Here is a 21796-nt window from a genome sequence, read left to right as displayed (position 1 = left end):
GAGTTACTTTGGTGATGAATGGAGCGCGGGCTCTCTTGGAGAGCCTTAGGCAGGAGGGTGTGGAGGTCGTTTTTGGCTATCCCGGCGGCGCCGTCCTCACGCTGTACGATGAAGTATATAAGATGAAATTTCCGCATATCCTTACGCGCCATGAGCAGGGTGCTGCACATGCGGCAGACGGCTACGCGCGCGCCTCGGGCAAGGTTGGCGTGGTCTTTGCGACCTCGGGACCGGGTGCGACGAACCTCGTGACGGGGATTGCAACGGCGAATATGGACTCCGTTCCGATGGTCTGCATCACGGGACAGGTTGCCAATCCCTATATCGGCAAGGACTCCTTTCAGGAGGCGGACATCGTCGGCGTTACGACACCGATCACGAAGCACAATTACCTCGTCAAGGACGTGCATGATCTGCCGCGCGTGATCAAGGAGGCCTTCTTCATCGCGCGGACGGGACGTCCCGGCGTCGTCGTCATCGACGTGGCAAAGGATGTATTTGATGCAGAGATCGACTTTGCCTCTCCTGCTGCCGCCGCCTTGCGCGGATACAGCGGCAGTGTCTCTCTGGATGTCGATGCCGTATGCGCGGCAGCGGACGCCCTCCGCACGGCAGAGCGGCCGCTGCTCTTTGTCGGCGGCGGCGTCATCCTCTCGGATACGGCAGCGTATGTACGGGAACTCCTCGCCCTGACGGGGATGCCTGCCGTCTCCACACTGATGGGGCTCGGCGGCGTTTCTGCCGATACGCCCGGCTATACGGGGATGGCGGGGATGCACGGCACCTATGCCTCCAATATGGCGATCCAGGACTGCGACCTGCTGCTCGCCGTCGGTACGCGCTTCAGCGACCGCGTGACGGGCGCAGCGGCAGAGTTTGCCCCGAAGGCACGCATCGTCCACTTTGACATTGACCCTGCCGAGTTCAACAAGAACGTGCGCGCCGACATCCCTGTCCTCGGAGATCTGCGCGAGAGTCTGCCCGCCTTCCTCGATGCCCTGCGTCCTGCGGCGGCAGATGTGGCATCCCGTATGCCGGCGTGGCAGGCGAGTGTCCGCACCATGGAGGAAAAGCATCCGCTCGGATGGAAGGAGTGTGAGGCGATCCGCCCCGAGGAACTCCTGCACCGCGTGCGCGAAATCGTCGGCCCCGATACCATCTGCGTCACGGATGTGGGGCAGCATCAGATGTGGGCAGCACAGTACTATGCGTGTACGGAGCCGCGCCGCTTCCTCACCTCGGGCGGACTCGGCACGATGGGCTACGGGCTTCCTGCGGCGATCGGGGCAAAGCTCGCGCGTCCCAACAAGGAAGTTGTGCTGATTACGGGCGACGGCAGCATCATGATGAACTGCCAAGAGTTTGCGACCATCGCGGACAACGATATTGATGTGAAGGTTGTCATCGTACATAACTCCATCCTCGGCATGGTTGGTCAGTGGCAGCGTCTGTTCTACAATCATCATTACTCCGCATCGGAGCTCAAGGGCAAGACGGACTTCGTCAAGCTCGCTGCGGCGATGGGCGTCGCGGGATGTCGCATCGAAACGCGGGCGGAGTTCGCAGAAGTTCTGCCGCGCGTGCTCCGCGAAAAAGGAGCACGCCTCATCGACGTCATCGTGCCCGAGGAGGCGGATGTCGTGCCGATGGTGCCGGGCGGAAAGCGTCTCGATCAGATGGTGTTGGGAGGAAGATAAGATGGACAAATATTTGCTTGCCGTCCTCGTCGACAACAAACCGGGCGTCCTGACCCATATCGCAGGGCTCATCAGCCGCCGTGCCTTCAACATCGAGAGCATCTCTGCCGGCTATACAGAGGAAACCTCGGTCACGCGCATCAATATCGTTGTCTCGGTCGCTTCGGAGAACGAACTGCGGCAGGTCGTGACGCAGCTCTCCAAGCTCATCGACGTGGTGAAGATCGTCAACCTCACGCAGTTCGAGTCGATCACGCGTGAACTTGTGCTCATCAAGGTGCACGCAACGAAGGAGAACCGTGCGGAGATCATCGACGTGGTGAACATTTTCCGTGCGCGCATCGTAGATGTCGGCGTGGAGAATGTCGTCATTGAGCTGACGGGCGACGCGAAGAAGATCGATGCCCTCTCGGAGCTGCTGTCCGACTACGGCATCATCGAGATCGCACGAACGGGGGCGATTGCGCTCTCGCGTGGACCTGTGCCCGTCAAGCAGATGTAGTTTTTTTCGGTAGGGAAGGAGTGTTTTGACATGAATCTCAGGGCATGGGGGCTTCTGCTCCTGCCTGCTGCATGCCTTTCGCTGGCGGGCTGCGGGCTGCCGGGGGCGAGTTCGGATCGGGTCATCTACGCAAACTACGATGACAGTGACGGATTCTGCGCGCAGATCAAGGACGCGTTTGCCGCAAAGGCAAAGGCGGACGGCATTGAGGTCGAATTCCTCGACGCGAAGAACGACGGAAATATGCAGATCGACCAGCTGAACGAGGCGATTGGCAGCGGCGCGGGGGCGATCATCCTGCTTGCTGCCGATGGTTCCAGCATCGTTAAGACCATTGAAAAGGCAAACGATGCGGGCATTCCCGTCATCACAGTCAACCGCAGCGTTGCGGGCGGACAGGTGCTCCGCGCCTATTCCGACGATGTGGAAGCAGGGCGTATGCAGGGCGAGTACATGGCAGCGCATCTGCCGCCGAACGCGAAGATCGTGTATTTGCAGGGCGATGAGACGCAGAGCAGTGCCGTCGGCCGTTGGGAGGGGTTCAAGGCAGCGTGTCTGGACAAGCGTTCCGACGTTCAGCTGCTCTCGTTCGTGGATGCCGGATGGAGCAAGGCCGAGGCCTTGAAGACCATGATGCTCTGGATGAATATGTTCCCCGAGATCAACGGTGTCGTTGCAGGAAATGATGAGATGGCACTCGGTGCGATTGCCGCACTCAAGGGGGCAAACCGCCTCAGTGGATGCCTTGTCTCTGCGGTCGATGCCACCCCTGCGGGACTTGCCGCTGTCGAGGCGGGCGAGATGGCGCAGACGGTCAAGCAGGATGCAAAAGCGCAGGGTGAGGGGGCACTCACACTAGCAGAGGGCTTCCTCAAGGGGAATCCGCCGAGTGGGGATCTTGCGATTCCGTTTACGTCCATAACTGCGGACAATCTCGCGCAGGCGAAGTGAGGAGGGGAGTGCCATGAATCTGCCGTTCATCTCTGCGGAGGCAATGAAGGACTATGCCGTGCGGACAAAGGTGTTCATCCTGTCCGTATTCCTCTTGGCAGCCATCCTCGTTGTCGCCGTCGTCGGTATCTACTCGAACGATCAGGCAAAGCAGTCGCTTGACGATATGTATCACCATAATCTCATGTCGACACAGTATCTGAACGATGCCAATACGCGTCTGCGGAAAATCAGCGTCAATGTGCCGTACATCTTACAGGAGGGAATCACAGCGGACAACCGCAAGATTCTCGTGGACGATGTGCTCGGTAATCTGAACGCGCTCCATCACGACATGGAGGAGCTCAAGAAGATCGACACGAGCGAGCGGGCACAGGCGACGATTGCCGAACTGGAAAAGAATCTGAGCGTCGCGGCGGACAAGGTCGGCGCGGTCAACAATATGGGGACGACCCCCGAGGATCGCGTCGCGATCTTTGACAATCTCGCCTCGCTCACCGTCATCTCAAGCAATATGGCGGTGCTCACACCCGATAACGTGTTCCAGGGAAAGCAGCTCTTTGAGGCGAACAATGCGCGCTATGACCGTACAGTCTATAGCTTTGCCATCATCATCGTCATTGCGGTGGCCTTTGGTGTTCTTGTGTCGCGCCGTATTGCAGATAACATCTCCGATCCGCTCGCTTCCTCCATCGGACATCTGAGTGCCGTCGCGTCCGGCGACCTCTCGCGTGAGATCCCGCGCGAACTCTCTGACCGTGCGGATGAAATCGGTACGGTGGTCAAGGCACTCGGCAAGATGCAGGGCTTTATGAAGCAGGTGCACGAGGAGGCAGAGCAGACCGATGCGATGGTCGCGGAGCTTGAGGAAATGCTGCACGGGCTCAACAATGACACGCAGGACATGTCTGCCGTGACCGAGGAGATGTCCGCAGGCATGGAGGAGACAGCAGCATCTACATCCAGTGTCCAGCATCTCAGCGGGGAGCTGAACGATGGGATCAAGGGGGCAGCGGACGCAGCACGCGAGAGCGAGGAGTATACGCGCGAGGTTGCACAGCGTGCCGCCGATCTCCAGACGACGATGGAGCAGTCGCGTCTCAATACGCGTCAGATCTACGGCTCGACGAAGGACTCTGTGGCAGAGGCGATCGAGTCCTCGAAGGTCGTCGACCAGATCGGACAGCTCACGCTGGAGATCTCCGAGATCGCCGAACAGACGAACCTCCTCGCTCTGAACGCAAGCATCGAGGCAGCGCGTGCAGGTGAGCAGGGACGCGGCTTTGCCGTGGTCGCGGGCGAGGTCGGAAAGCTCGCCGAGCAGTCGCGCGGAACGGCAGAGAAGATCAAGGGCCTCACGGGGCAGGTTACGGGCTCGGTGCAGGCTCTCTCCGACGGTACGCATAGGCTGCTCACCTTCATTGATGAAAACATCCGCGGCGATTATGACCTGATGGACAAAACAGCAGTGCAGTACAAGGCAGATGCGGAGTTCTTCCGCAAAACTGCAGAGGCGACAACGTCGCGGTCACAGGAACTGCTGGGCTCCGTCAGCGAGATGAATGCGGCGATGGAGGGGATTCGCAACGCGACACACGAGGGTGCGGAGGGCAACACGCGCATCGCGGAGAGAGTCGTCTCCATGGCGGCAGAGTACGAGAATATCCTTGCAAAGATCCAGACCTTCAAGGAAGGGACGGCGCGCCTCAAGAACCTCGTGGCGGCGTTCAAGGAGTAATGCTGCTGGGCATACCGCACACTTTTCTCGTTTGTTCCACTAGGGTTCGCTTAGAGGCATCGCCCATTCGCACGAAAAATTTACATATTATGCAGAGAGCCTTTTATGGCTCTTTGTTGTTTTTTTGACTTTTTTACAAAATACCTATTGACTTTTTGACTAAAAACATTTACTATAGACAACGTAAGTTAGCACTCAGTCAATGAGAGTGCTAACACGACAAAAAGATTTGGGATAAACTAGGAGGAAGATACCATGATTAAGCCATTGGGCGAACGTGTTGTCATTGAAGTCGCAGAGAGCGATGTCACGACGGCGAGCGGCATTGTGCTCCCCGATACGGCAAAGGAAAAGCCGCAGAAGGGCAAGGTCGTTGCGGTCGGTACGGGCAAGCTCCTCGAGAACGGACAGCGTGCAGGCCTTGAGGTCAAGGAAGGCGACAGCGTCGTTTTCTCGAAGTACTCGGGCTCTGAGATCAAGGTTGACGACAAGGACTACCTCATTGTTCGCGAGAGCGACATTCTGGCAATCCTGTAATTAGGGAAGTACTGATAAATTCGGCACTACCATCTTGACGCATCTTTTTCGCCCGTACTTCGGCGGAAAATCCTCCACAGAGCCCCACTCTGCGTCTGGTTTTCCACCTTGTTCGGACAAAAAATCTACGCCAATTTGGCAGACCTCATTTTATCAGTGTTACCTTAGATAGACGAAACGTGGAGGCAATATAAATGGCAAAGCAGATTCTGTTTGACGAAGAGGCACGCCGCGCTCTTGGCCGCGGCGTTGATGCACTGGCAAATGCGGTCAAGGTAACGCTTGGCCCGAAGGGACGCAACGTTGTCCTCGATAAGAAGTACGGCGCACCGACGATCACGAATGACGGCGTGACGATTGCACGTGACATCGAGCTCGAGGATCCGTTCGAGAACATGGGCGCACAGCTCGTGAAGGAAGTTGCGACGAAGACGAACGACATCGCGGGCGATGGCACGACGACGGCGACGCTCCTCGCACAGGCGATGATCCAGGAGGGCATGCGCAACGTCGTGGCGGGCGCGAACCCGATGATCGTCAAGAAGGGCATCGACATGGCGGTCAAGACGCTGGTCGAGGAGATCAAGAGCAAGGCACAGAAGGTCGAGACGAAGGCAAAGATCGCGCAGGTTGCGTCGATCTCCTCGGCAGACTCCGAGGTTGGCGAGCTCATCGCAGAGGCGATGGAGAAGGTCGGCAAGGACGGCGTCATCACGGTTGAGGAGTCCAAGACCATGGACACGAACCTCTCCGTTGTTGAGGGCATGCAGTTCGATCGCGGCTATATCTCGCCGTACATGGTGACGGATACGGACAAGATGGAAGCCGTCATGGATGATCCCTATGTGCTCATCACCGACCGCAAGATCTCCTCGGTCGCGGATATCCTGCCCGTTCTGGAGCAGGTGGTGAAGCAGGGCAAGCAGATCGTCATTATCGCAGAGGACCTTGACGGTGAGGCTCTTGCGACCATCGTGGTCAACAAGCTGCGCGGCACGTTCAAGGCACTCGCGGTCAAGGCACCGGGTTTTGGCGACCGCCGCAAGGCGATGCTCGAGGATATCGCTATCCTCACGGGCGGCACGGTCATCAGCGAAGAGGTCGGCCGCAAGCTCGACAGCGTCACGATCGAGGATCTCGGCCGTGCACGTCAGGTGCGTTCCTCCAAGGAGGAGACGACGATTGTCGACGGTGCAGGAGACAAGGCACAGATCTCCGCACGCGTGGCACAGCTCAAGAAGCAGATCGCAGAGACCACGTCCGACTTTGACCGTGAGAAGCTGCAGGAGCGTCTGGCAAAGCTCGCCGGCGGTGTTGCTGTGGTCGAGATCGGTGCAGCGACAGAAGTCGAGATGAAGGACAAGAAGTACCGCGTTGAGGATGCACTCAATGCAACGCGTGCGGCAGTCGAAGAGGGCATCGTTGCCGGCGGCGGTACGACGTTCATCGACATCCTCCCGGCACTCGACAAGCTGAACGTCGAGGGCGACGTCAAGGTCGGCGTCGAGATCGTGCGCCGTGCGGTCGAGGCTCCGGTGCGCCAGATTGCTGAGAATGCAGGCCTTGAGGGCTCGGTTGTCGTCGACAGCGTGAAGAAGGCGGGCGATGGCGTTGGCTTCAATGCACTCGAGAACACCTACGTCGACATGATCGGCGCGGGCATTGTCGACCCGGCGAAGGTCACGCGCTCTGCCCTGCAGAATGCGGCATCTATCGCTGCCATGGTGCTCACGACCGAGACGCTCGTCACGGACAAGCCCGAGCCTGAGGCTCCGGCACCTGCAGGTGCACCCGGCATGGGCGGTATGGGCGGCATGATGTAAGGCAGTTGCCCTCGATCATATCGTGAAATAGCGAAGAAGCATGTTTCCTATCAGTGGAGCATGCTTCTTTTTGTTTTACAATCTATATCGACGGATTGTTAAAATACAGATACAGTGCTATACTACAGAGCATGAAGATAATAGAGCTCCATCGACAGAGGAGCAAAAGGAGTTTCGCATGCTGAATATAGATAAGAAACTCGCGAAACGCGAGGCAGAGGGCAAGATCATCCGCACAGGCATCGTGGGTGTGGGGCAGATGGGGCGCGGACTGGTTTCGCAGATGGTGCTCATGAAGGGCATTATGCCTGCCATTGTTGCCGATCATACACTGGATAAGGTCATCAAGGCCTTTCATACCGCGGGTGTCCGTGACGAGGATATCGCCGTCGCAAAGACCATCGATGAGGCAAATCGCTACATGGAGCAGGGCAAGTACGTTGCGACAGAGAACGACACATTTATCTCGCACGCGAACCTCGTCGAGGTCGCCATTGATGTGACAGGCGTGCCCGAAGTCGGCGTGCGGATCGCGATCGACGCACTGAACAACAAAAAGCACGTCGTCATGATGGACGTTGAGACCGATGTGGTCATCGGCAGCTATCTCAAGAAGCTCGGCGACAAGAACGGCGTCATCTATACCGGCTCGGCAGGCGACGAGCCGGGTGCGGTCATGGAGCTCTACTCCTTTGCGTGTGCGATGGGGCTGGATGTCAAGGTCATTGGCAAGGGCAAGAACAACAAGATCGACTATGACTGCAATCCCGATACCGTGTACGAGGAAGCAGTCCGCCGCAAGATGAACCCGCGCATGCTCACCTCGTTCAAGGACGGCACGAAGACCATGGTCGAGATGACGGCGATGTCGAACGCCACAGGCTTTGTCCCCGACGTGATCGGTGCTCACGGTCCCGCGGGCTCGCCGCAGCATTGCTGCGCCGATCTCAACGAACTCTTTAAGCTCAAGAAGGATGGCGGTATCCTGAATCGGCACGGCGTCGTGGAGTATGTCAATGGCATTGCGCCCGGCGTCTTTGTCACCGTCGCATGTCCGAATGAGGATGCTGCCTACGTGATGGACTATCTCCAGATGGGGCATGGCCCCCTCTGGACCCTCTATCGTCCCTATCATCTCTGCAACCTCGAGACGCCGCTCAGCGTGGCGAAAATCGTCATCGACGGCGAACCGACCATCATCCCGCTTGACGGCCCGGTCAGCGAGTGCATCACCGTCGCCAAGCGCGACCTGAAGGCGGGGGAAAGCCTTGATGGCATCGGCGGCTACACGACCTACGCCTCGATTGCGACAGCCGAGGAGACGTACCGAAACGGCTACGTCGTCTACCCCCTCGTCAACAAAAACGCACGCATGAAATGCGATGTCAAAAAGGGCACACTCCTCACACTCGACATGGTCGACCTCGATACGTCCACGCAGCTCTATCAGGTGCGTAAAGAACAGGACAAGATGTATGGCAACGGGTACGCGCTGAAGTAAAGGAATTGCTGAGCTTCCTAAAATACAATGCCCCCCACGATGCAGGCGTGGGGGGTTCACTTTTGAGAAACTGAGATATGAGGATGTAATGTATGTTTTGGCTTGAACTCATTGTTGTGTTGGGGATGCTTCTCGTCGGTGCACGCGTTGGCGGCATCTTTCTCGGCATGTCGAGCGGTGTCTCCCTTGCCGTACTCATCTTTGGCTTTGGCTGTACGCCCAAAAAAGTGATTCAAAAAATTTCCTTGATTTTTCTCCCCCCCTATGATATAGTAACTTCCGTTGACATATGTGGCGCCTTCGTCAAGTGGTTAAGACACCGCCCTCTCACGGCGGGTTCATGGGTTCGAATCCCATAGGCGTCACCAAATTCGGCGCCTTCGTCAAGTGGTTAAGACACCGCCCTCTCACGGCGGGTTCATGGGTTCGAATCCCATAGGCGTCACCATCGGAATGGATAGGAGCCGTTTACGGCTCCTTTTTTGTTTTCTATCGTAATGAAAAAATGGGGGCGGGGCAGGTATGCTCTTCTTATCGATGCTTCTCATGGGCGGAATTATCGGTTTTGTCGGGGCGGGCGGCAGCGGCGTGATCATCACTTTGCTCGTCGTCGGATTCGGCGTGCCCATCCATCAGGCGCTTGCCGTCGCCCTCGGATCTATGGCATTTACGACACTGTCGGGGGCAGTCAGTCACTACCGCGAGCGTGAAGTCGTGCCCCTGACAGGGGCGGTACTTGGCGCGGGCGGCCTTCTCGGGGCGCTCCTCGGTGCGGTGATTTCCAACCACATGGAGGCACCAAATCTCAGCCTCTTTACGGGCGTCATGCTCCTGTCGAGCGCCTTCCTCCTCTATCTGCGCATTTACCGTGCCGTGTGGCTCTCGGCGCATATCCACGTACGTGAGGAGCTCTTGACGGGGCGGCGGCTCTATCTCTATGGACTGCCCATCGGCTTTCTCTGCGGCGTCCTCTCTGGCGCGTTCGGCATCGGCTCTGCGGCCTATATACAGATCGCCCTCATGGTAGTGTTCGGTGTGCCGCTCCTGCAGGCCATCGGAACAACGATGATGATCATCGTGCCCATCTCGATCAGCGGCGGCATCGGCTATCTCCTCTATGGACAGCTGGAGCCGTGGCTGTTCATCCAGACGCTCGTCGCGCTCTCGCTCGGCTCGTACGCCGGGGCAAAGCTGACGCACCTCGCGCCGCTGCCTGTTTTGCGCTTTTGGATTGTTGCCCTGCCGACCATCGGCGGTGCGATTATGATTCTGTTTCACTGACGGTGTTGCTGCAGAAGTGATATAGAATGATTTGTCATGGAACGAAAAGAGCCGTGATACGGAAATTATGCCGTATCATGGCTCTTTTCGTATGTATTCGTAACGTTTTTGAGCCCACCGGCAATTAGCGCGGCAGCCAACTGATTCAGACGAATCCCCTCCGCTCTTGCCGTCAGAGCAAGATTTCGATGTGAAAAACAGGTTGAATCTATCAGCGATTACTTACCGCTCAGCGACGACTTCACTGTTGTTCAGCGCGAAATTGAGCAATAGTCCGATCAATTCGTTGCGTGAGCGCCCCGTCTGACCAGCGAGGTCGTCCAGACGGTCAATAATATCTTCCCGTACGCGGATGGATAGGGTTTTATGCCCATCCTCTCCGCGTTTTTTCTTTGTGATTACTAGTTTTGTGGTCATATATATCACCTCATGGTTAGTTTATATATGAGTGGTTATAAAATATATGATTGATATATTGTTGTAAAACATATCTATAAAATGCTTAAGTAAATATGAAATATATACGATATAGTGATTGAAAAATTATGTTATAAAATATGATATAAAGTGTAGGTGAAAAATGAAAGTAAATACTGCTGTACAAGGGGGCGCCGAGCAGGGAAGCGCACGCGTCGGCAGGGGACAGGGAGCGTCTCTACCCATGGATGCTTTTCAGGCACTGCTCAATCAGGCGGAGAGCCGTACGCGTTTCTCGGCGCATGCAAAGGCGCGGATCGAACAGCGCGGCGTCGATCTCACGGCAGATGATCTCGCACGGATTGATGATGCGGTTGATCGTATGGCGGCAAAGGGCGTGCGCGATGCGCTCATTTACATGAGTCATGGGCTTGCCATGGTCGTCAGCGTAAAAAATCGCACGGTGATCACGGCACTCGATGACGCGAGTGCGAAGGAAAACATCTTTACCAACATCGACAGTGCTGCCATTTTGTAATATGTGAGGGGAGAGATTTATTATGATGCGTTCACTCTTTTCAGGAGTATCAGGGCTGAAAAGTCATAACACGCGTATGGATGTCATTGGCAACAACATTGCCAATGTAAATACGACGGGGTTCAAGCGGGGGCGTGTGACCTTTGAGGACATGCTCTCGCAGACGCTCTCAGGTGCATCGAGCCCGGGTACGACGATTGGCGGAACAAATCCCAAACAGATCGGTCTTGGCGTAAGTGTTGGCGGCATCGATACTATCTTTGGTGACGGCGCTGTACAGGGAACGGGAAAGAATACCGACCTTGCCTTAACGGGAAATGCACTCTTTATGGTGAAGCAGGGGGAGCAGACCTTTTACACGCGTAACGGAGCATTTGAGTTTGACGCAGCAGGAAACTATGTCTTGCCGAGTTCCGGTCTTTATGTTCAGGGCTGGATGAATAAGACGACGGAGCACACCAAGGTCCAGACAAGTGGTGCAACGGAAAATATTGTCATTGAGGCGGGGAAGATGATGGCGCCCAAGGCAACGGAGGTTTCAAAGTACTCTGAGAACCTGGATTCCAACACGTCGATGATTACAGGCTATACATTCATGGACACGAGTACGACACCACCGACGGCGAAAGTGCGAACAAGCGCGAACGATGGCATGTATATTACAGCAAGTAAGGCACAGCCTGTGACATTGTCGCTGAGTGACGGCACGAAGCAGACGGTGACATCGGGGACCTACACAATTGGTCGATCTATGCCAAAAGTAACCTCGTTTGGTTATTTTGACACGCTTGGGCGTAAACATGAAAGTATCGTTTTTTTGGAAAAGGCACTTGTTACAACGGTGACTTATACGGATGAAGATGGCAATACAGTAACGAAGAAAGCCAGTACGTGGATTGCCCGTGTTGGCAATCCGGAGGTAAAAAATATCGATGGGTCGAAGACGAAGCATACGCTACCGCCGACCACAATTTCCTTTGATGAAGACGGTGTGCTTCGTGCAGGTGCTCTCGGAGGCATTCAGACGGTGACCCCGGATCCGGACAGTCATGTCACTACGCCCGTTGCACCTCCACCGACGACGGCGAGTAGCTCAGAAGTAGCGACGCTGTCTGCTGAGCAGACAGCACCCAATGGTGCACGGCAAGCCAATGAAATTTCGCTCCAGTTCGCCAATGACGAATCTCCGCTCACGCAGTATGCAGGATATGATACGATCAAGGCTGCCGCAGATGGGTACGCAAGCGGTACCCTTGCATCCGTGTCATTTGATTCTGCAGGTGTCATTACGGGTGTATACACGAACGGGGTGCGACGTGCAGAGGCACAGGTGGCGGTAGCCGTTTTTGCGAACCCGTCCGGTTTAACCAAACTCGGTGGAAACCTCTATCAGGACTCGAACAACTCCAACGTGAAAGCTGTTTGCGGGCAGACCGTTGAGAGCGCGGGAGCAAAAATCACACCGTCCTCACTTGAGATGTCAAACGTCGATCTTGCTGACCAGTTCTCCGATATGATTATCACACAACGTGGATTCCAGTCCAACTCCAAAATCATTACCGTCGGAGATGAGATGCTTGAAACATTGATTAACATGAAACGATAAGGCATAACGCAGAGCCGCTGCCTGTTTTGCGCTTTTGGATTGCTGCCCTGCCGACCATCGGCGGTGCGATTATGATTCTGTTTCACTGACGGTGGCCGGTGGCAAAAGGGTAAAGGCACTGCTAAAAATGCCGTACTGCGAAGCGTTATTGCTCCGCAGTACGGCATTCTTTATCTGCTGATGCCGCATTCTCTGCGAATGGCGTTTTGCATCAGTTGGGAGAAGTTGATATTGCGCTCGCGAGCTATGCTGTCCAACCAACGTGGAAGTGTCACACTGCGACGAATGGTCTTTTGATCGTGGCGCTTGCGATAGGCGAGAGTATCTGCCTTAATCATCGTCAGAATAGTTCCATGTGGCACTAGAATTTTCTCCGGCGTTGATGGCGGAGGAATTGTCGCATTTTCTTCTTCGCGATTCCACAGCATCAGGTTCAACACATCTTCGGCATTCTCGAACGCCTCCTGCATCGTTTCACCGTCTGTAAACGTATCTTCTAGGTCTGGGAATGTGACGATGATACCGTCATCGTTTGCTTTGAAGAGTGCTGGGTATATATACTGCATAGGATACACCTCCAAATTATTTGAGCCCGGCGCATTTGAGAATATTTTGCAGGGTGCCATTTGGAACTTCTTCTTTGTTATGTCGACCGACGGGAAATTGTTTTCCTGTTATGGGGCTGAAGTATATGTCATGGCGACCACCGTTTCGGACGAAGGTGCAGCCATTCTTTTTTAGAAGTTTTAGCAGTTCCGCCGTTGTCATATCCTCACCTCATAAGAGTATTATATATATTTGTATATATTTTTCAATGGCGTTTATGCCGTGTGATGATATTTTTTAATTAGTTTCTTATCTTAGAGCCGCTGCATCATTCTGGTGCGGCGGTTTTTTCGTATACCGTTTGCAAAAAATACGGATAACTGTTATAATAAAAGAACAAATCTATTTTGAAGGAGTGATACGATGAGAATATGGATGGTATTGATGTTCGTCGTTATGCTGATGCTGTCTGTCTCCGGCTGCGGCGGAGCACAGTCGTCAGCGGCATCGGAGGGAAAGGAAGAGGCGATGGCAGCATTTCAGCGCGTCGCATCCGATGAGGCGCAGCGGATGATGGCGGAGAATACGAACTATATTATTTTGGACGTGCGGACCGCGGGGGAATATGCAGGCGGACATATTCCGCATGCCATCAATGTGCCGAACGAATCCATTACTACGGTGCCGCCAAAGGAGCTGCCCGACAAGAATCAGATGATCTTTGTCTACTGCCGCAGCGGTGCACGCAGTCAGCAGGCGGCGCAGAAGCTCGCGAACATGGGCTATACGCATATTGTGGAGATGGGCGGAATCAACAACTGGCATGGGGATGTTGTGAAGTAAGGGAAGCACTGATAACTTCAGCCGCGCTGTCTTGACGCATCTTTTTTCCCGCATTTCGGCGGGAAATTCCCCACATAGACTTTGCCGCGTGTCCGGTTTTTCACCATGATCGGACGAAAAAATCACGCCGGGTCTGAAGGCTTCTCTTGTTGGTGATGGATTCCTGGAAAATTAAAGCAGGGCTGCTGTACGAAGATCTTTTAGCTTCGTACAGCAGTTTTTTTATCCTCACTTTGCACAAAACGCCTGCAGTTCCTTTCGAAAAATATCAACGGCGCGGGGGAGGTAGCGGTTCTTTGCACGGGCAAGGATGATTGTGCGGTGCGGGTCGCCCTCGATGGCAGCGTAGCAGGGCGGATTGGCGGGCGGTGCAGCGACAATGAGTGTTTCGGGGAGAATCGCGGCACCGAGTCCTGCGCCCGCAAGCGCATGTGCCGTGTTCATGCTGCGCGTCTCAAGCGTAACCTGCGGGAGGAAGCCTGCCGCCTTACAGAACATGAAGAGCGTATCATGGAGTTTCTGCTCGCGGTGCATCAGGAGGAACGGTGTGTCGCGAAGTGCGGCAAGCGGGACGATTGGCGGTGCTGTACGGTCACCGGGCAACAGTCCGAGAGCCGTGCTTATGGGATGCGCGGGAGGCAGTGCGAGCAGAAGCCGCTCCTTGAAGAGCACATCGTAGTCGAAACGATGCTCGCTTACGGGCAGCAGCGAAATGATGCAGTCCGTCTCCCCCGCCTCGGCAAGCTCCTCGAGTCGGTAGGTCGTGTCCTCGCGAAGATGCAGCATGATCTTTGGATATTTTGCACGAAAGGCGGGCAACATGGGCGCGAGAAGATGTGTACTGCGAAACTGCGTCAGCCCAACCGTCACATTACCTGCTGCGCCGCGCATGCAGTCGTCCACCTGCTGATGGAACGCTTCGTCGAGTGCGATGATGCTGCGCGCTGTTTCAAGATACAGCCTGCCGACAGCGGTTGGTGTGAGGCATGTGCCGCCGCGGTCGAAAAGCGGTGCCCCGATCTTCTTTTCCTGGGCGGCAAGCATCTGTGAGAGCGATGGCTGTGAGACGTAGAGTTTTTTCGCTGCACTTGAGAGTGTGCCCTCCTCGGCAATTTTTAAGATATAGCGGAACTGTCGGAACTCCATGATGCACCTCGATATAAGATTTTTCTTATCAATAAAATAGGATTTTACGTATTCGACTTATAGGAAAGAATAACGTATAATCAAATATAAGTAAAGAGTCTGTGCAGATGCTCTCGGAGGAATGGGCGAACAACCGTCCACTGTGTATTATATATCATTAAGGGAGGGAACTCTTTTGAGTAAGGGAGTACGATGCTTTCTGACGGCAGGACTGATTGCCGTCCTCTGGTTCATGCCGATACCCGATGGGCTGACTCCTGCGGCATGGCATCTGTTTGCGATCTTCGCGGGGACGATTCTGGGGTTCATTTTGCAGCCATTCCCGCTTGGAACGGTCGCACTTGCGGCGATTACATTTGCGGCGCTGACCAATACGATCAAGCCGGCAGAGGCACTCGCGGGATTCAGCAATACGGTCATTTGGCTGATTGTGTCGGCGTTCCTCTTCGCACAGGGCTTCATCAAGACGGGACTCGGGCGGCGGATCGCCTACTGTCTCATTCTGAAATTTGGATCGAGCAGCCTGAAACTAGCCTATACGCTTGTTCTCAGCGACTTCATCATTGCGCCCGCAACGCCGTCGAACACCGCACGTTCGGGCGGTATTCTCTTTCCGATTGTACGCAGTCTCGCCTCGGTTTTTGGGTCGGAGCCGGGCGCGACAGCGCGCAGAATCGGTGCGTTCCTGCTCGTTGTATCCTTCCAGGTGGATGCGCCGATTGCCGCTGCGTTTTTGACGGCGTGCGCACCGAACCCCCTGATGGCGGAGCTGGCGCGCGACACGGCTGGGATCGAACTCTCGTGGGGCCTTTGGGCGACGGCGGGCATCGTGCCCGTCCTGCTTTCGATGATTGTTTTGCCCTATGTCCTCTATAAGTTCTATCCTCCCGAGATTCGGAAAACGCCCGAGGCGCAGTCACTTGCGCGTGAAAAACTTACGGAGATGGGCCGGATGACACGCGATGAGAAAATCATCTGCGGCATCTTTGTCGGTGCGCTTCTCCTTTGGAGTACATCGGGCTATACGGGCGTGAATGCAACCATTGCCGCTCTGCTCGGTGTGACGGCAATGCTCCTCACAGGCGTCCTCACATGGGAGGATGTGCTGAAGGAAAAGGGCGCATGGGATGGCATGATGTGGATGGGCGGCGTCGTCAGCCTTGCGGGTGCACTGAATAAGATTGGCTTTATTCCATGGTTCGCCGCCAGCGTCACGGGGGCGATGACAGGGATTTCATGGGGTCTGACACTCGGCATTCTCTTTCTGGTCTACCTCTACAGTCACTATGGTTTTGCGAGCCTCTCGGGGCATGCAACAGCGATGTATGCGGCGTTCCTCGCCGTCGCCGTGGCTGCAGGCGCACCGCCCTATCTCGCCGCGCTCGGACTGGCTTTTCTCTCGAATCTTATGGCGGGGCTGACACATTACTCCACAGGGTCGGCTCCCATCTACTTCGGTGCGGGCTATGTGACGCAGGAACAGTGGTGGAGGATGGGCTTCCTCTGCTCCGTCATCAACATCCTTATATGGATCGGCATCGGCCCCGTCTGGTGGAAGCTCCTCGGTATTTGGTAACGTTGTGTTCGGTAACTCTGTGTATTTATATAAAGGAGAGATTTCTATGACGAAAGCGGAAGCCTCTGCGCGCATGACGGATGTGCTCGCGAAGTTCGTAGCGTACACGGGGAAGCGCTTGCCGGATGATGTGCGGGCCAAGATCGCCGAACTCGCTGGTGAGGAGGATGCTCCTTTGGCGAAGTCAATCTATGAGACGATGGAGAAGAATCAGGAACTCGCGATGAAGCTGAACCGCCCGAGCTGTCAAGACACGGGCGCGGCGCAGTTCTTCCTGAAATGCGGGGCGGACTTCCCATATATGGGCGCGATGGAGGAGATCCTGCACGCGGCTGTCGTACAGGCGACGGCGGACGCGCCTCTCAGACACAACGCCGTGGAGACGTTTGACGAGTTTAACACGGGCAAGAACGTCGGTAAAGAGATTCCGTCGATTTTTTGGGAGATCGTGCCTGACCGTGACGATATCGAGATCCATACCTATATGGCGGGCGGCGGCTGCACGCTGCCGGGCAAGGCAATGGTGCTGATGCCGGGCGAGGGCTACGAGGGCGTGACACGTTTTGTGCTCGATGTTATGACGAGCTATGGGCTGAATGCCTGCCCGCCGCTGCTCGTTGGCGTTGGTGTCGGCACGTCGGTCGAGGTTGCGGCGCTCCACTCAAAGAAGGCACTCATGCGCCCCATTGGGTCACACAATCCAAATCCGCGTGCCGCTAAGATGGAGCAGCTGCTCGAGGACGGCATCAACGCCATCGGGCTTGGTCCGCAGGGACTCATGGGCAAACACTCCGTGCTCGGCGTGAATATCGAGAACAGCGCGCGCCATCCGTCCGTAATCGGCGTCGCCGTAAATGTCGGCTGCTGGTCGCATCGGCGCGGACACATCATCTTTGACAAGAATCTTGACTATAAGATTCTCTCGCATGCGGAGGTGGATTTCTGATGGAGAAGAAAGTTCTGACGACCCCGATTCAGCCCGAAGATCTCGCGGACATCAACGTTGGTGATGTGATCTACCTCACCGGGTATCTCACAACCTGCCGTGACGTGGCGCATCGCCGCGTCATCGAGGAGGGGAGGAAGCTTCCCGTCGATGTGGAGAACGGTGCCATTCTCCATGCAGGCCCCATCATCCGTAAACGCGGTGAGGGAAAATATGAGATGGTCACGGTCGGACCAACAACCAGTATGCGCATGGAGAAATTCGAGGAGGCGTTTATTGCTGAGACGGGTGTACGGCTCATCATCGGCAAGGGCGGCATGAAAGACGGCACAATGCGTGGCTGTCGTGACCATAAGGCGCTCCACTGTGTCTTTCCGGCTGGCTGCGCCGTCGTCGCCGCAACCTGTGTCGAGGAGATCGTGGACGCGAACTGGCTCGACCTTGGGATGCCCGAAACGCTCTGGACGTGCAAGGTGAAGGAGTTTGGTCCGCTCATTGTCTCCATCGACAGCCACGGGCGCAATCTATTTGAGGAAAACAAGGTGATCTTCAACGAACGTAAGGAAAAGGCGTGCGAAGAAATTTGTAAGCAAGTTGGGTTTATCAAATAAACATGCAAAGAAAACGGCGGCACATCGGTACGAATGACTGATGTGCCGCCGCTGCTGTATCACACGTGCTCACTTCCAGACGGATTCCGCGATCTCCTTGATAAAGCGCAGTTTGTTCCACTGCTCCTCCTCCGTCAGGAGGTTTCCCTCTTCGGTCGAGGAGAAGCCGCACTGCGGGCTGAGGCAGAGCTGATCGAGCGGGACGTGCTTCGCCGCCTCGTGGATGCGGGCGACAATATCATCCTTCTTTTCGAGTGTGCCCGATTTCGAAGTGACCAGTCCGAGGACGACGCGCTGATCCTTGATATAGTCGAGGGGGGCAAACCCGCCTGCACGGTCGGAATCATATTCGAGGAAGAAGCCGTCGACATGGCAGCCGCCGAAGAGAATCTCCGCGACGGGCTCATAGCCGCCCGAGGAGAACCATGTTGAGCGGAAATTCCCGCGGCAGATGTGCATGGTAATCGTCATGTCCGCAGGCTTTGCCTCCAATGCACGGTTGATCATGGCAACGTAGGCACGCTCGATGCGGTCGAGGTCGAAGCCGCGTGCCTTGTATGCGGCACGTTTCTCGGGATCGCAGAACTCGCCCCAGGACGTATCGTCGAGCTGCAGATAGCGGCAGCCTGCCTCATAGAATGCACGGATGGCCTTCTGATAGGCGAGTGCGATGTCCTCAAAGAGCGCATCCTCGTTCTCGTAGCGCGGAATCGGCGCGTAGTCTGTCGCACGCACGCAGCAGATGAGGTGCAGCATGCTGGGCGAGGGGATGGTCATCTTTGCGACGGCATCCCCTGCGAGACCGTTCAAAAATCGGAAGTGGTCGAGGAACGGATGCGCTCCGAAGTCCACCTTGTCCACAATTTTTACCGTCGCCGCCTTTGGCTGTGCGCCCTTGAACGCGACCGACCAATGCGATGCACCGACCTCTTCGACGCCGCCCAGTGTTGCAAGAAAGTCCAGATGCCAGTAACGGCGGCGGAACTCGCCGTCCGTGACCGCGCGCAGCCCAACCTCCTTCTCCTTTGCGACGAGGTCACGGATTGCCGTATCCTCCGCTGCACGCAGTTCCTCTGCGCCTGCATTTCCTGCGGCGTATGCCTCACGCATCTTCATGAGTGCGGCGGGGCGCAGAAAGCTTCCCACAATGTCATAGCGAAATGGTGCTTTTGTTTTTGTATGGTTCATTGTCATTTCCCCCTGATGTACGATTGAAACAATGCCATTATACCACAGACATTCATATCTATGCGAGTAACAAATGGTACAGAAAAAGCAGTCTGCTCATCGACAAACTGCTTTTTCTATGACACGGGGGTCAGATTCTGGCAACGGGATCAAGGGCCTTGACCTCGCCCGTGGCAGTCATTTCGACGCTTGTGCCCTCGGGCAGTCCTGTGAAGATCACAAGGCAGGCGTCCGATGTCGCGTTGGCGCGGATGTAGTCGATGTCGAACTCCATCAGCTTGTCGCCTTTCTTTACCTGCTGTCCTGCCTTGACAAAGACGTTGAAGCCCTTGCCGCCGAGTGCGACGGTGTCGACGCCGATGTGGAGCAGGTACTCCGTGCCGTCCGCACTCTTCATGCCGATAGCGTGCTTCGTGTCAAAGACAAAGACCACCTCGCCGTCGGCGGGCGCAAATACCTCGCCTTTGCTCGGGTAGATGAAGAAGCCGTCACCCATCATCTTGCTCGCAAATGCCTCGTCGGGTGCTTCCGTGATCGGATGTACTGTGCCTGTGACGGGGCTGCAGAGCGTACGCTTTTCTCCTGCGGAGGGGGCCGTCTCTTGTGCCGCCGCCTCGGCGGGCTTTTCCTCAGCAACTGTGGCGGGGGCGTCCTCCGGCTCGACCTCGGGCGCTGTCTCAAGGTAGGTCTCAAGATTGGACTTGATAACGGCAACCTGCGGTCCATAGATGACTTGTACGCCCGTACCCTTGACGATGACGCCGACGGCACCCGTCGCCTTGAGCAGCTTTTCATTTACAAGAGAGGAATCTGCGACCGAGCACCGCAGGCGTGTCGCACAGCAGTCCACGGACGTGATGTTGCGCTTGCTGCCGAGTCCCTTGGCAATCGCTGCACTCTTGGCATCGAAACCTGCATCACCGTCAGCAGAGCTGCCGGCTCCTTCGCGTGCCTTGTAGTCCGCCTTGGTATAGAGCTTTGTCTCCTCGTCATCGTCCTCGCGCCCCGGCGTCTTGAAGCCGAAGTGCTGAATCATCCAGCGGAAGATGAAGTAGTAGAGGAAGAAGTAGATCACGCCGACGGGGATGACGTACATCCAGCTCGTCTTTGCCTCGCCCTGAAGGATACCGAAGATGAAGAAGTCGAGAAGCCCGCCCGAGAAGGTAAGACCCACGGCGATGTTCAGCATGTGCGCAATCATGTATGCCGCACCCGCGAGTACGACCTGCACGGCGAAGAGCGCGGGGGCGACGAAGAGGAACGAGAACTCGATCGGCTCCGTGATGCCCGTGAGCATGCAGGTGAGTGCCGCCGAGAGGAGCAGTCCGCCCGCAACCTTTTTCTTTTCGGGACGTGCGCAGTGGTACATCGCGAGAGCCGCACCCGGCAGGCCGAAGATCATAAAGATGAACTCACCGGAGAAGTAGCGCGTTGCATCCGCACTGAAATGTGCGACATCCGGCGAGGCGAGCTGCGCGAAGAAGATGTTCTGACCGCCTTGGATGAGTTGTCCGTCGATCATCATTGAGCCGCCGACGCCCGTCTGCCAGAATGGCAGGTAGAAGACGTGATGCAGTCCAAAGGGGATGAGTGCACGCTTGATGATACCGAAGATCAGCGTGCCGATGTAGCCCGTGCCCGTGACAAGGCCGCCGAGGGCGAAGATGCCCTGCTGTGCAAGCGGCCAGACAAAGTACATAGCAATCCCGACGAAGAGAAAGACGATGGTCGAGATGATGGGAATGAAGCGCGAACCGCCGAAGAAGGAGAGTGCATTCGGCAGGATAATCTTATGGTATCGGTTGTGTAGGAGTGCCACGCCGATGCCGACGATGATGCCGCCGAATACACCCATCTGGAAGGACATGATACCGCAGGAGGGCGCGATCGTGCCGTCGAGGACGCCTGGTGCGACCGTGCCGTCGGCGAGGATCTGTCCGCCGATTTTCAGCATGGCGTTGCAGGACGTATGCATGACGAAGAAGGCAATCATCGCCGAGAGTGCGGCTACCTCTCTTTCCTCCTTTGTCATGCCGATGGCGACGCCGACCGCGAAGATGATCGGCAGATTGCCGAAGATCGTGCTGCCTGCGCTCGACATGATCGAGAGCAGCATATGCAGCGGTGTTCCTGTGCCGAGCACTCCACTGAGACCGTATGTCGCAATGGTCGTCGGGTTCGTGAACGACGCGCCGATGCCGAGCAGAATGCCCGCGATCGGCAGAATCGCGACCGGCAGCATAAAGCTGCGCCCGACGCGCTGGAGCACACTAAAGATTTCATCTTTCATAGTATTTCCCCTTTCTCCCCGCCTCCACCCCGTGCGTCCTCCCTTTTAGACGCACAATG

General features: G+C 56.1%; 20 protein-coding genes, 2 tRNA genes and 1 pseudogene. 17 read left to right on the top strand and 6 right to left on the bottom strand.

The features are described from left to right. The first annotated feature begins 14 nt into the window (after positions 1 to 14). The 11 genes and pseudogenes from ilvB to C1713_RS05410 all read left to right on the top strand — a co-directional run bounded on the left by ilvB (position 15) and on the right by C1713_RS05410 (position 10030). Positions 15 to 1697: a biosynthetic-type acetolactate synthase large subunit gene (gene ilvB / locus C1713_RS05460; protein ID WP_102493499.1), complete on the top strand. Its 1683-nt coding sequence runs from the start codon at positions 15 to 17 to the stop codon at positions 1695 to 1697. A 1-nt stretch (position 1698) separates the two neighbouring features. After that, positions 1699 to 2199, top strand: coding sequence for an acetolactate synthase small subunit (ilvN, locus tag C1713_RS05455; RefSeq protein ID WP_009753991.1), 501 nt, complete (start codon positions 1699 to 1701; stop codon positions 2197 to 2199). Between the two features lie 30 nt (positions 2200 to 2229). Next, a complete protein-coding gene (locus C1713_RS05450; RefSeq protein ID WP_102493284.1) occupies positions 2230 to 3150 on the top strand; it encodes a sugar ABC transporter substrate-binding protein in 921 nt (306 codons plus the stop codon). A 13-nt stretch (positions 3151 to 3163) separates the two neighbouring features. Then, positions 3164 to 4888: a methyl-accepting chemotaxis protein gene (locus C1713_RS05445; RefSeq protein ID WP_102493283.1), complete on the top strand. Its 1725-nt coding sequence runs from the start codon at positions 3164 to 3166 to the stop codon at positions 4886 to 4888. A 255-nt stretch (positions 4889 to 5143) separates the two neighbouring features. Beyond that, entirely contained in the window at positions 5144 to 5425 is a 282-nt protein-coding gene (groES, locus tag C1713_RS05440; protein ID WP_009753994.1) for a co-chaperone GroES, read from the top strand. A 194-nt stretch (positions 5426 to 5619) separates the two neighbouring features. Continuing rightward, positions 5620 to 7248, top strand: coding sequence for a chaperonin GroEL (gene groL, locus C1713_RS05430; RefSeq protein WP_009753995.1), 1629 nt, complete (start codon positions 5620 to 5622; stop codon positions 7246 to 7248). Positions 7249 to 7426: 178 nt separating this feature from the next. Then, positions 7427 to 8749 (top strand): NAD(P)H-dependent oxidoreductase, encoded by a 1323-nt coding sequence (locus tag C1713_RS05425; RefSeq protein WP_050341441.1) that lies wholly within the window; start codon positions 7427 to 7429, stop codon positions 8747 to 8749. 92 nt (positions 8750 to 8841) lie between these two features. Next, positions 8842 to 8991: pseudogene (locus C1713_RS12565) on the top strand (anaerobic C4-dicarboxylate transporter family protein); the annotation flags it as partial. A 51-nt stretch (positions 8992 to 9042) separates the two neighbouring features. Continuing rightward, positions 9043 to 9117: transfer RNA gene (locus C1713_RS05420), tRNA-Glu, on the top strand. A gap of 5 nt (positions 9118 to 9122) precedes the next feature. Continuing rightward, positions 9123 to 9197: transfer RNA gene (locus C1713_RS05415), tRNA-Glu, on the top strand. Between the two features lie 74 nt (positions 9198 to 9271). After that, the gene (locus C1713_RS05410; protein WP_061946977.1) at positions 9272 to 10030 is read left to right on the top strand and encodes a sulfite exporter TauE/SafE family protein; all 759 of its coding nucleotides are present in this window, start codon (positions 9272 to 9274) and stop codon (positions 10028 to 10030) included. Between the two features lie 222 nt (positions 10031 to 10252). On the opposite strand, the gene C1713_RS05405 is transcribed toward C1713_RS05410, so the two are convergent. Further along, positions 10253 to 10447: a ribbon-helix-helix protein, CopG family gene (locus tag C1713_RS05405; RefSeq protein WP_009753998.1), complete on the bottom strand. Its 195-nt coding sequence runs from the start codon at positions 10445 to 10447 to the stop codon at positions 10253 to 10255. A 244-nt stretch (positions 10448 to 10691) separates the two neighbouring features. On the opposite strand from C1713_RS05405, the gene C1713_RS05400 reads away from it, so the two are divergent. Next, positions 10692 to 10985, top strand: coding sequence for a TIGR02530 family flagellar biosynthesis protein (locus C1713_RS05400; RefSeq protein ID WP_232294868.1), 294 nt, complete (start codon positions 10692 to 10694; stop codon positions 10983 to 10985). Between the two features lie 22 nt (positions 10986 to 11007). Further along, entirely contained in the window at positions 11008 to 12591 is a 1584-nt protein-coding gene (locus C1713_RS05395; protein WP_102493281.1) for a flagellar hook protein FlgE, read from the top strand. A 170-nt stretch (positions 12592 to 12761) separates the two neighbouring features. Here C1713_RS05395 and C1713_RS05390 read toward each other — a convergent pair whose 3' ends face one another. Next, entirely contained in the window at positions 12762 to 13157 is a 396-nt protein-coding gene (locus tag C1713_RS05390) for a type II toxin-antitoxin system HicB family antitoxin (protein ID WP_061946255.1), read from the bottom strand. 16 nt (positions 13158 to 13173) lie between these two features. Then, entirely contained in the window at positions 13174 to 13359 is a 186-nt protein-coding gene (locus tag C1713_RS05385) for a type II toxin-antitoxin system HicA family toxin (protein WP_071884716.1), read from the bottom strand. 201 nt (positions 13360 to 13560) lie between these two features. Here C1713_RS05385 and C1713_RS05380 point away from each other — a divergent pair, with 201 nt between their 5' ends. Next, positions 13561 to 13980 (top strand): rhodanese-like domain-containing protein, encoded by a 420-nt coding sequence (locus tag C1713_RS05380; RefSeq protein ID WP_102493280.1) that lies wholly within the window; start codon positions 13561 to 13563, stop codon positions 13978 to 13980. Positions 13981 to 14208: 228 nt separating this feature from the next. Here the strand turns inward: C1713_RS05380 and C1713_RS05375 are convergent, their stop codons facing one another. Further along, positions 14209 to 15126 carry a LysR family transcriptional regulator gene (locus C1713_RS05375; protein WP_061946258.1) on the bottom strand — a complete coding sequence of 306 codons (918 nt, stop codon included), beginning with the start codon at positions 15124 to 15126 and terminating at the stop codon, positions 14209 to 14211. 175 nt (positions 15127 to 15301) lie between these two features. Here C1713_RS05375 and C1713_RS05370 point away from each other — a divergent pair, with 175 nt between their 5' ends. From C1713_RS05370 to ttdB, 3 genes are read left to right on the top strand one after another with little or no spacing between them, the layout of a single operon-like run. Next, the gene (locus C1713_RS05370) at positions 15302 to 16702 is read left to right on the top strand and encodes an anion permease (RefSeq protein WP_102493279.1); all 1401 of its coding nucleotides are present in this window, start codon (positions 15302 to 15304) and stop codon (positions 16700 to 16702) included. A gap of 46 nt (positions 16703 to 16748) precedes the next feature. Further along, positions 16749 to 17648: a L(+)-tartrate dehydratase subunit alpha gene (ttdA, locus tag C1713_RS05365; protein ID WP_102493278.1), complete on the top strand. Its 900-nt coding sequence runs from the start codon at positions 16749 to 16751 to the stop codon at positions 17646 to 17648. Next, a complete protein-coding gene (gene ttdB / locus C1713_RS05360) occupies positions 17648 to 18259 on the top strand; it encodes a L(+)-tartrate dehydratase subunit beta (protein ID WP_102493277.1) in 612 nt (203 codons plus the stop codon). Before ttdA ends, ttdB begins: the two co-directional genes overlap by 1 nt. A gap of 69 nt (positions 18260 to 18328) precedes the next feature. On the opposite strand, the gene C1713_RS05355 is transcribed toward ttdB, so the two are convergent. Both C1713_RS05355 and C1713_RS05350 read right to left on the bottom strand, forming a co-directional pair. After that, positions 18329 to 19447 carry a 5-methyltetrahydropteroyltriglutamate--homocysteine S-methyltransferase gene (locus tag C1713_RS05355; protein WP_102493276.1) on the bottom strand — a complete coding sequence of 373 codons (1119 nt, stop codon included), beginning with the start codon at positions 19445 to 19447 and terminating at the stop codon, positions 18329 to 18331. 130 nt (positions 19448 to 19577) lie between these two features. Then, positions 19578 to 21737 carry a PTS sugar transporter subunit IIABC gene (locus C1713_RS05350; RefSeq protein WP_102493275.1) on the bottom strand — a complete coding sequence of 720 codons (2160 nt, stop codon included), beginning with the start codon at positions 21735 to 21737 and terminating at the stop codon, positions 19578 to 19580. Between the last annotated feature and the right edge of the window lie 59 nt (positions 21738 to 21796).

The organism is Centipeda felix (assembly GCF_900186465.1).
Classification (GTDB): domain Bacteria; phylum Bacillota; class Negativicutes; order Selenomonadales; family Selenomonadaceae; genus Centipeda; species Centipeda felix.
Note: the sequence above shows the minus strand (reverse complement) of the source record. Positions and strands in the feature narration are given on the sequence as shown.

Excerpts from the sequence above, each read along its gene's own strand:
- C1713_RS05355 (WP_102493276.1), bottom strand. The coding sequence starts at position 19,447 with ATGAACCATACAAAAACAAAAGCACCATTTCGCTATGACATTGTGGGA.
- ttdA (WP_102493278.1), top strand. The coding sequence starts at position 16,749 with ATGACGAAAGCGGAAGCCTCTGCGCGCATGACGGATGTGCTCGCGAAG.
- ttdB (WP_102493277.1), top strand. The coding sequence starts at position 17,648 with ATGGAGAAGAAAGTTCTGACGACCCCGATTCAGCCCGAAGATCTCGCG.
- C1713_RS05385 (WP_071884716.1), bottom strand. The coding sequence starts at position 13,359 with ATGACAACGGCGGAACTGCTAAAACTTCTAAAAAAGAATGGCTGCACC.
- C1713_RS05450 (WP_102493284.1), top strand. The coding sequence starts at position 2,230 with ATGAATCTCAGGGCATGGGGGCTTCTGCTCCTGCCTGCTGCATGCCTT.
- C1713_RS05405 (WP_009753998.1), bottom strand. The coding sequence starts at position 10,447 with ATGACCACAAAACTAGTAATCACAAAGAAAAAACGCGGAGAGGATGGG.
- C1713_RS05350 (WP_102493275.1), bottom strand. The coding sequence starts at position 21,737 with ATGAAAGATGAAATCTTTAGTGTGCTCCAGCGCGTCGGGCGCAGCTTT.
- C1713_RS05425 (WP_050341441.1), top strand. The coding sequence starts at position 7,427 with ATGCTGAATATAGATAAGAAACTCGCGAAACGCGAGGCAGAGGGCAAG.
- groL (WP_009753995.1), top strand. The coding sequence starts at position 5,620 with ATGGCAAAGCAGATTCTGTTTGACGAAGAGGCACGCCGCGCTCTTGGC.
- groES (WP_009753994.1), top strand. The coding sequence starts at position 5,144 with ATGATTAAGCCATTGGGCGAACGTGTTGTCATTGAAGTCGCAGAGAGC.
- C1713_RS05380 (WP_102493280.1), top strand. The coding sequence starts at position 13,561 with ATGAGAATATGGATGGTATTGATGTTCGTCGTTATGCTGATGCTGTCT.
- C1713_RS05410 (WP_061946977.1), top strand. The coding sequence starts at position 9,272 with ATGCTCTTCTTATCGATGCTTCTCATGGGCGGAATTATCGGTTTTGTC.
- C1713_RS05375 (WP_061946258.1), bottom strand. The coding sequence starts at position 15,126 with ATGGAGTTCCGACAGTTCCGCTATATCTTAAAAATTGCCGAGGAGGGC.
- C1713_RS05395 (WP_102493281.1), top strand. The coding sequence starts at position 11,008 with ATGATGCGTTCACTCTTTTCAGGAGTATCAGGGCTGAAAAGTCATAAC.
- C1713_RS05400 (WP_232294868.1), top strand. The coding sequence starts at position 10,692 with ATGGATGCTTTTCAGGCACTGCTCAATCAGGCGGAGAGCCGTACGCGT.
- C1713_RS05445 (WP_102493283.1), top strand. The coding sequence starts at position 3,164 with ATGAATCTGCCGTTCATCTCTGCGGAGGCAATGAAGGACTATGCCGTG.
- C1713_RS05390 (WP_061946255.1), bottom strand. The coding sequence starts at position 13,157 with ATGCAGTATATATACCCAGCACTCTTCAAAGCAAACGATGACGGTATC.
- ilvB (WP_102493499.1), top strand. The coding sequence starts at position 15 with ATGAATGGAGCGCGGGCTCTCTTGGAGAGCCTTAGGCAGGAGGGTGTG.
- ilvN (WP_009753991.1), top strand. The coding sequence starts at position 1,699 with ATGGACAAATATTTGCTTGCCGTCCTCGTCGACAACAAACCGGGCGTC.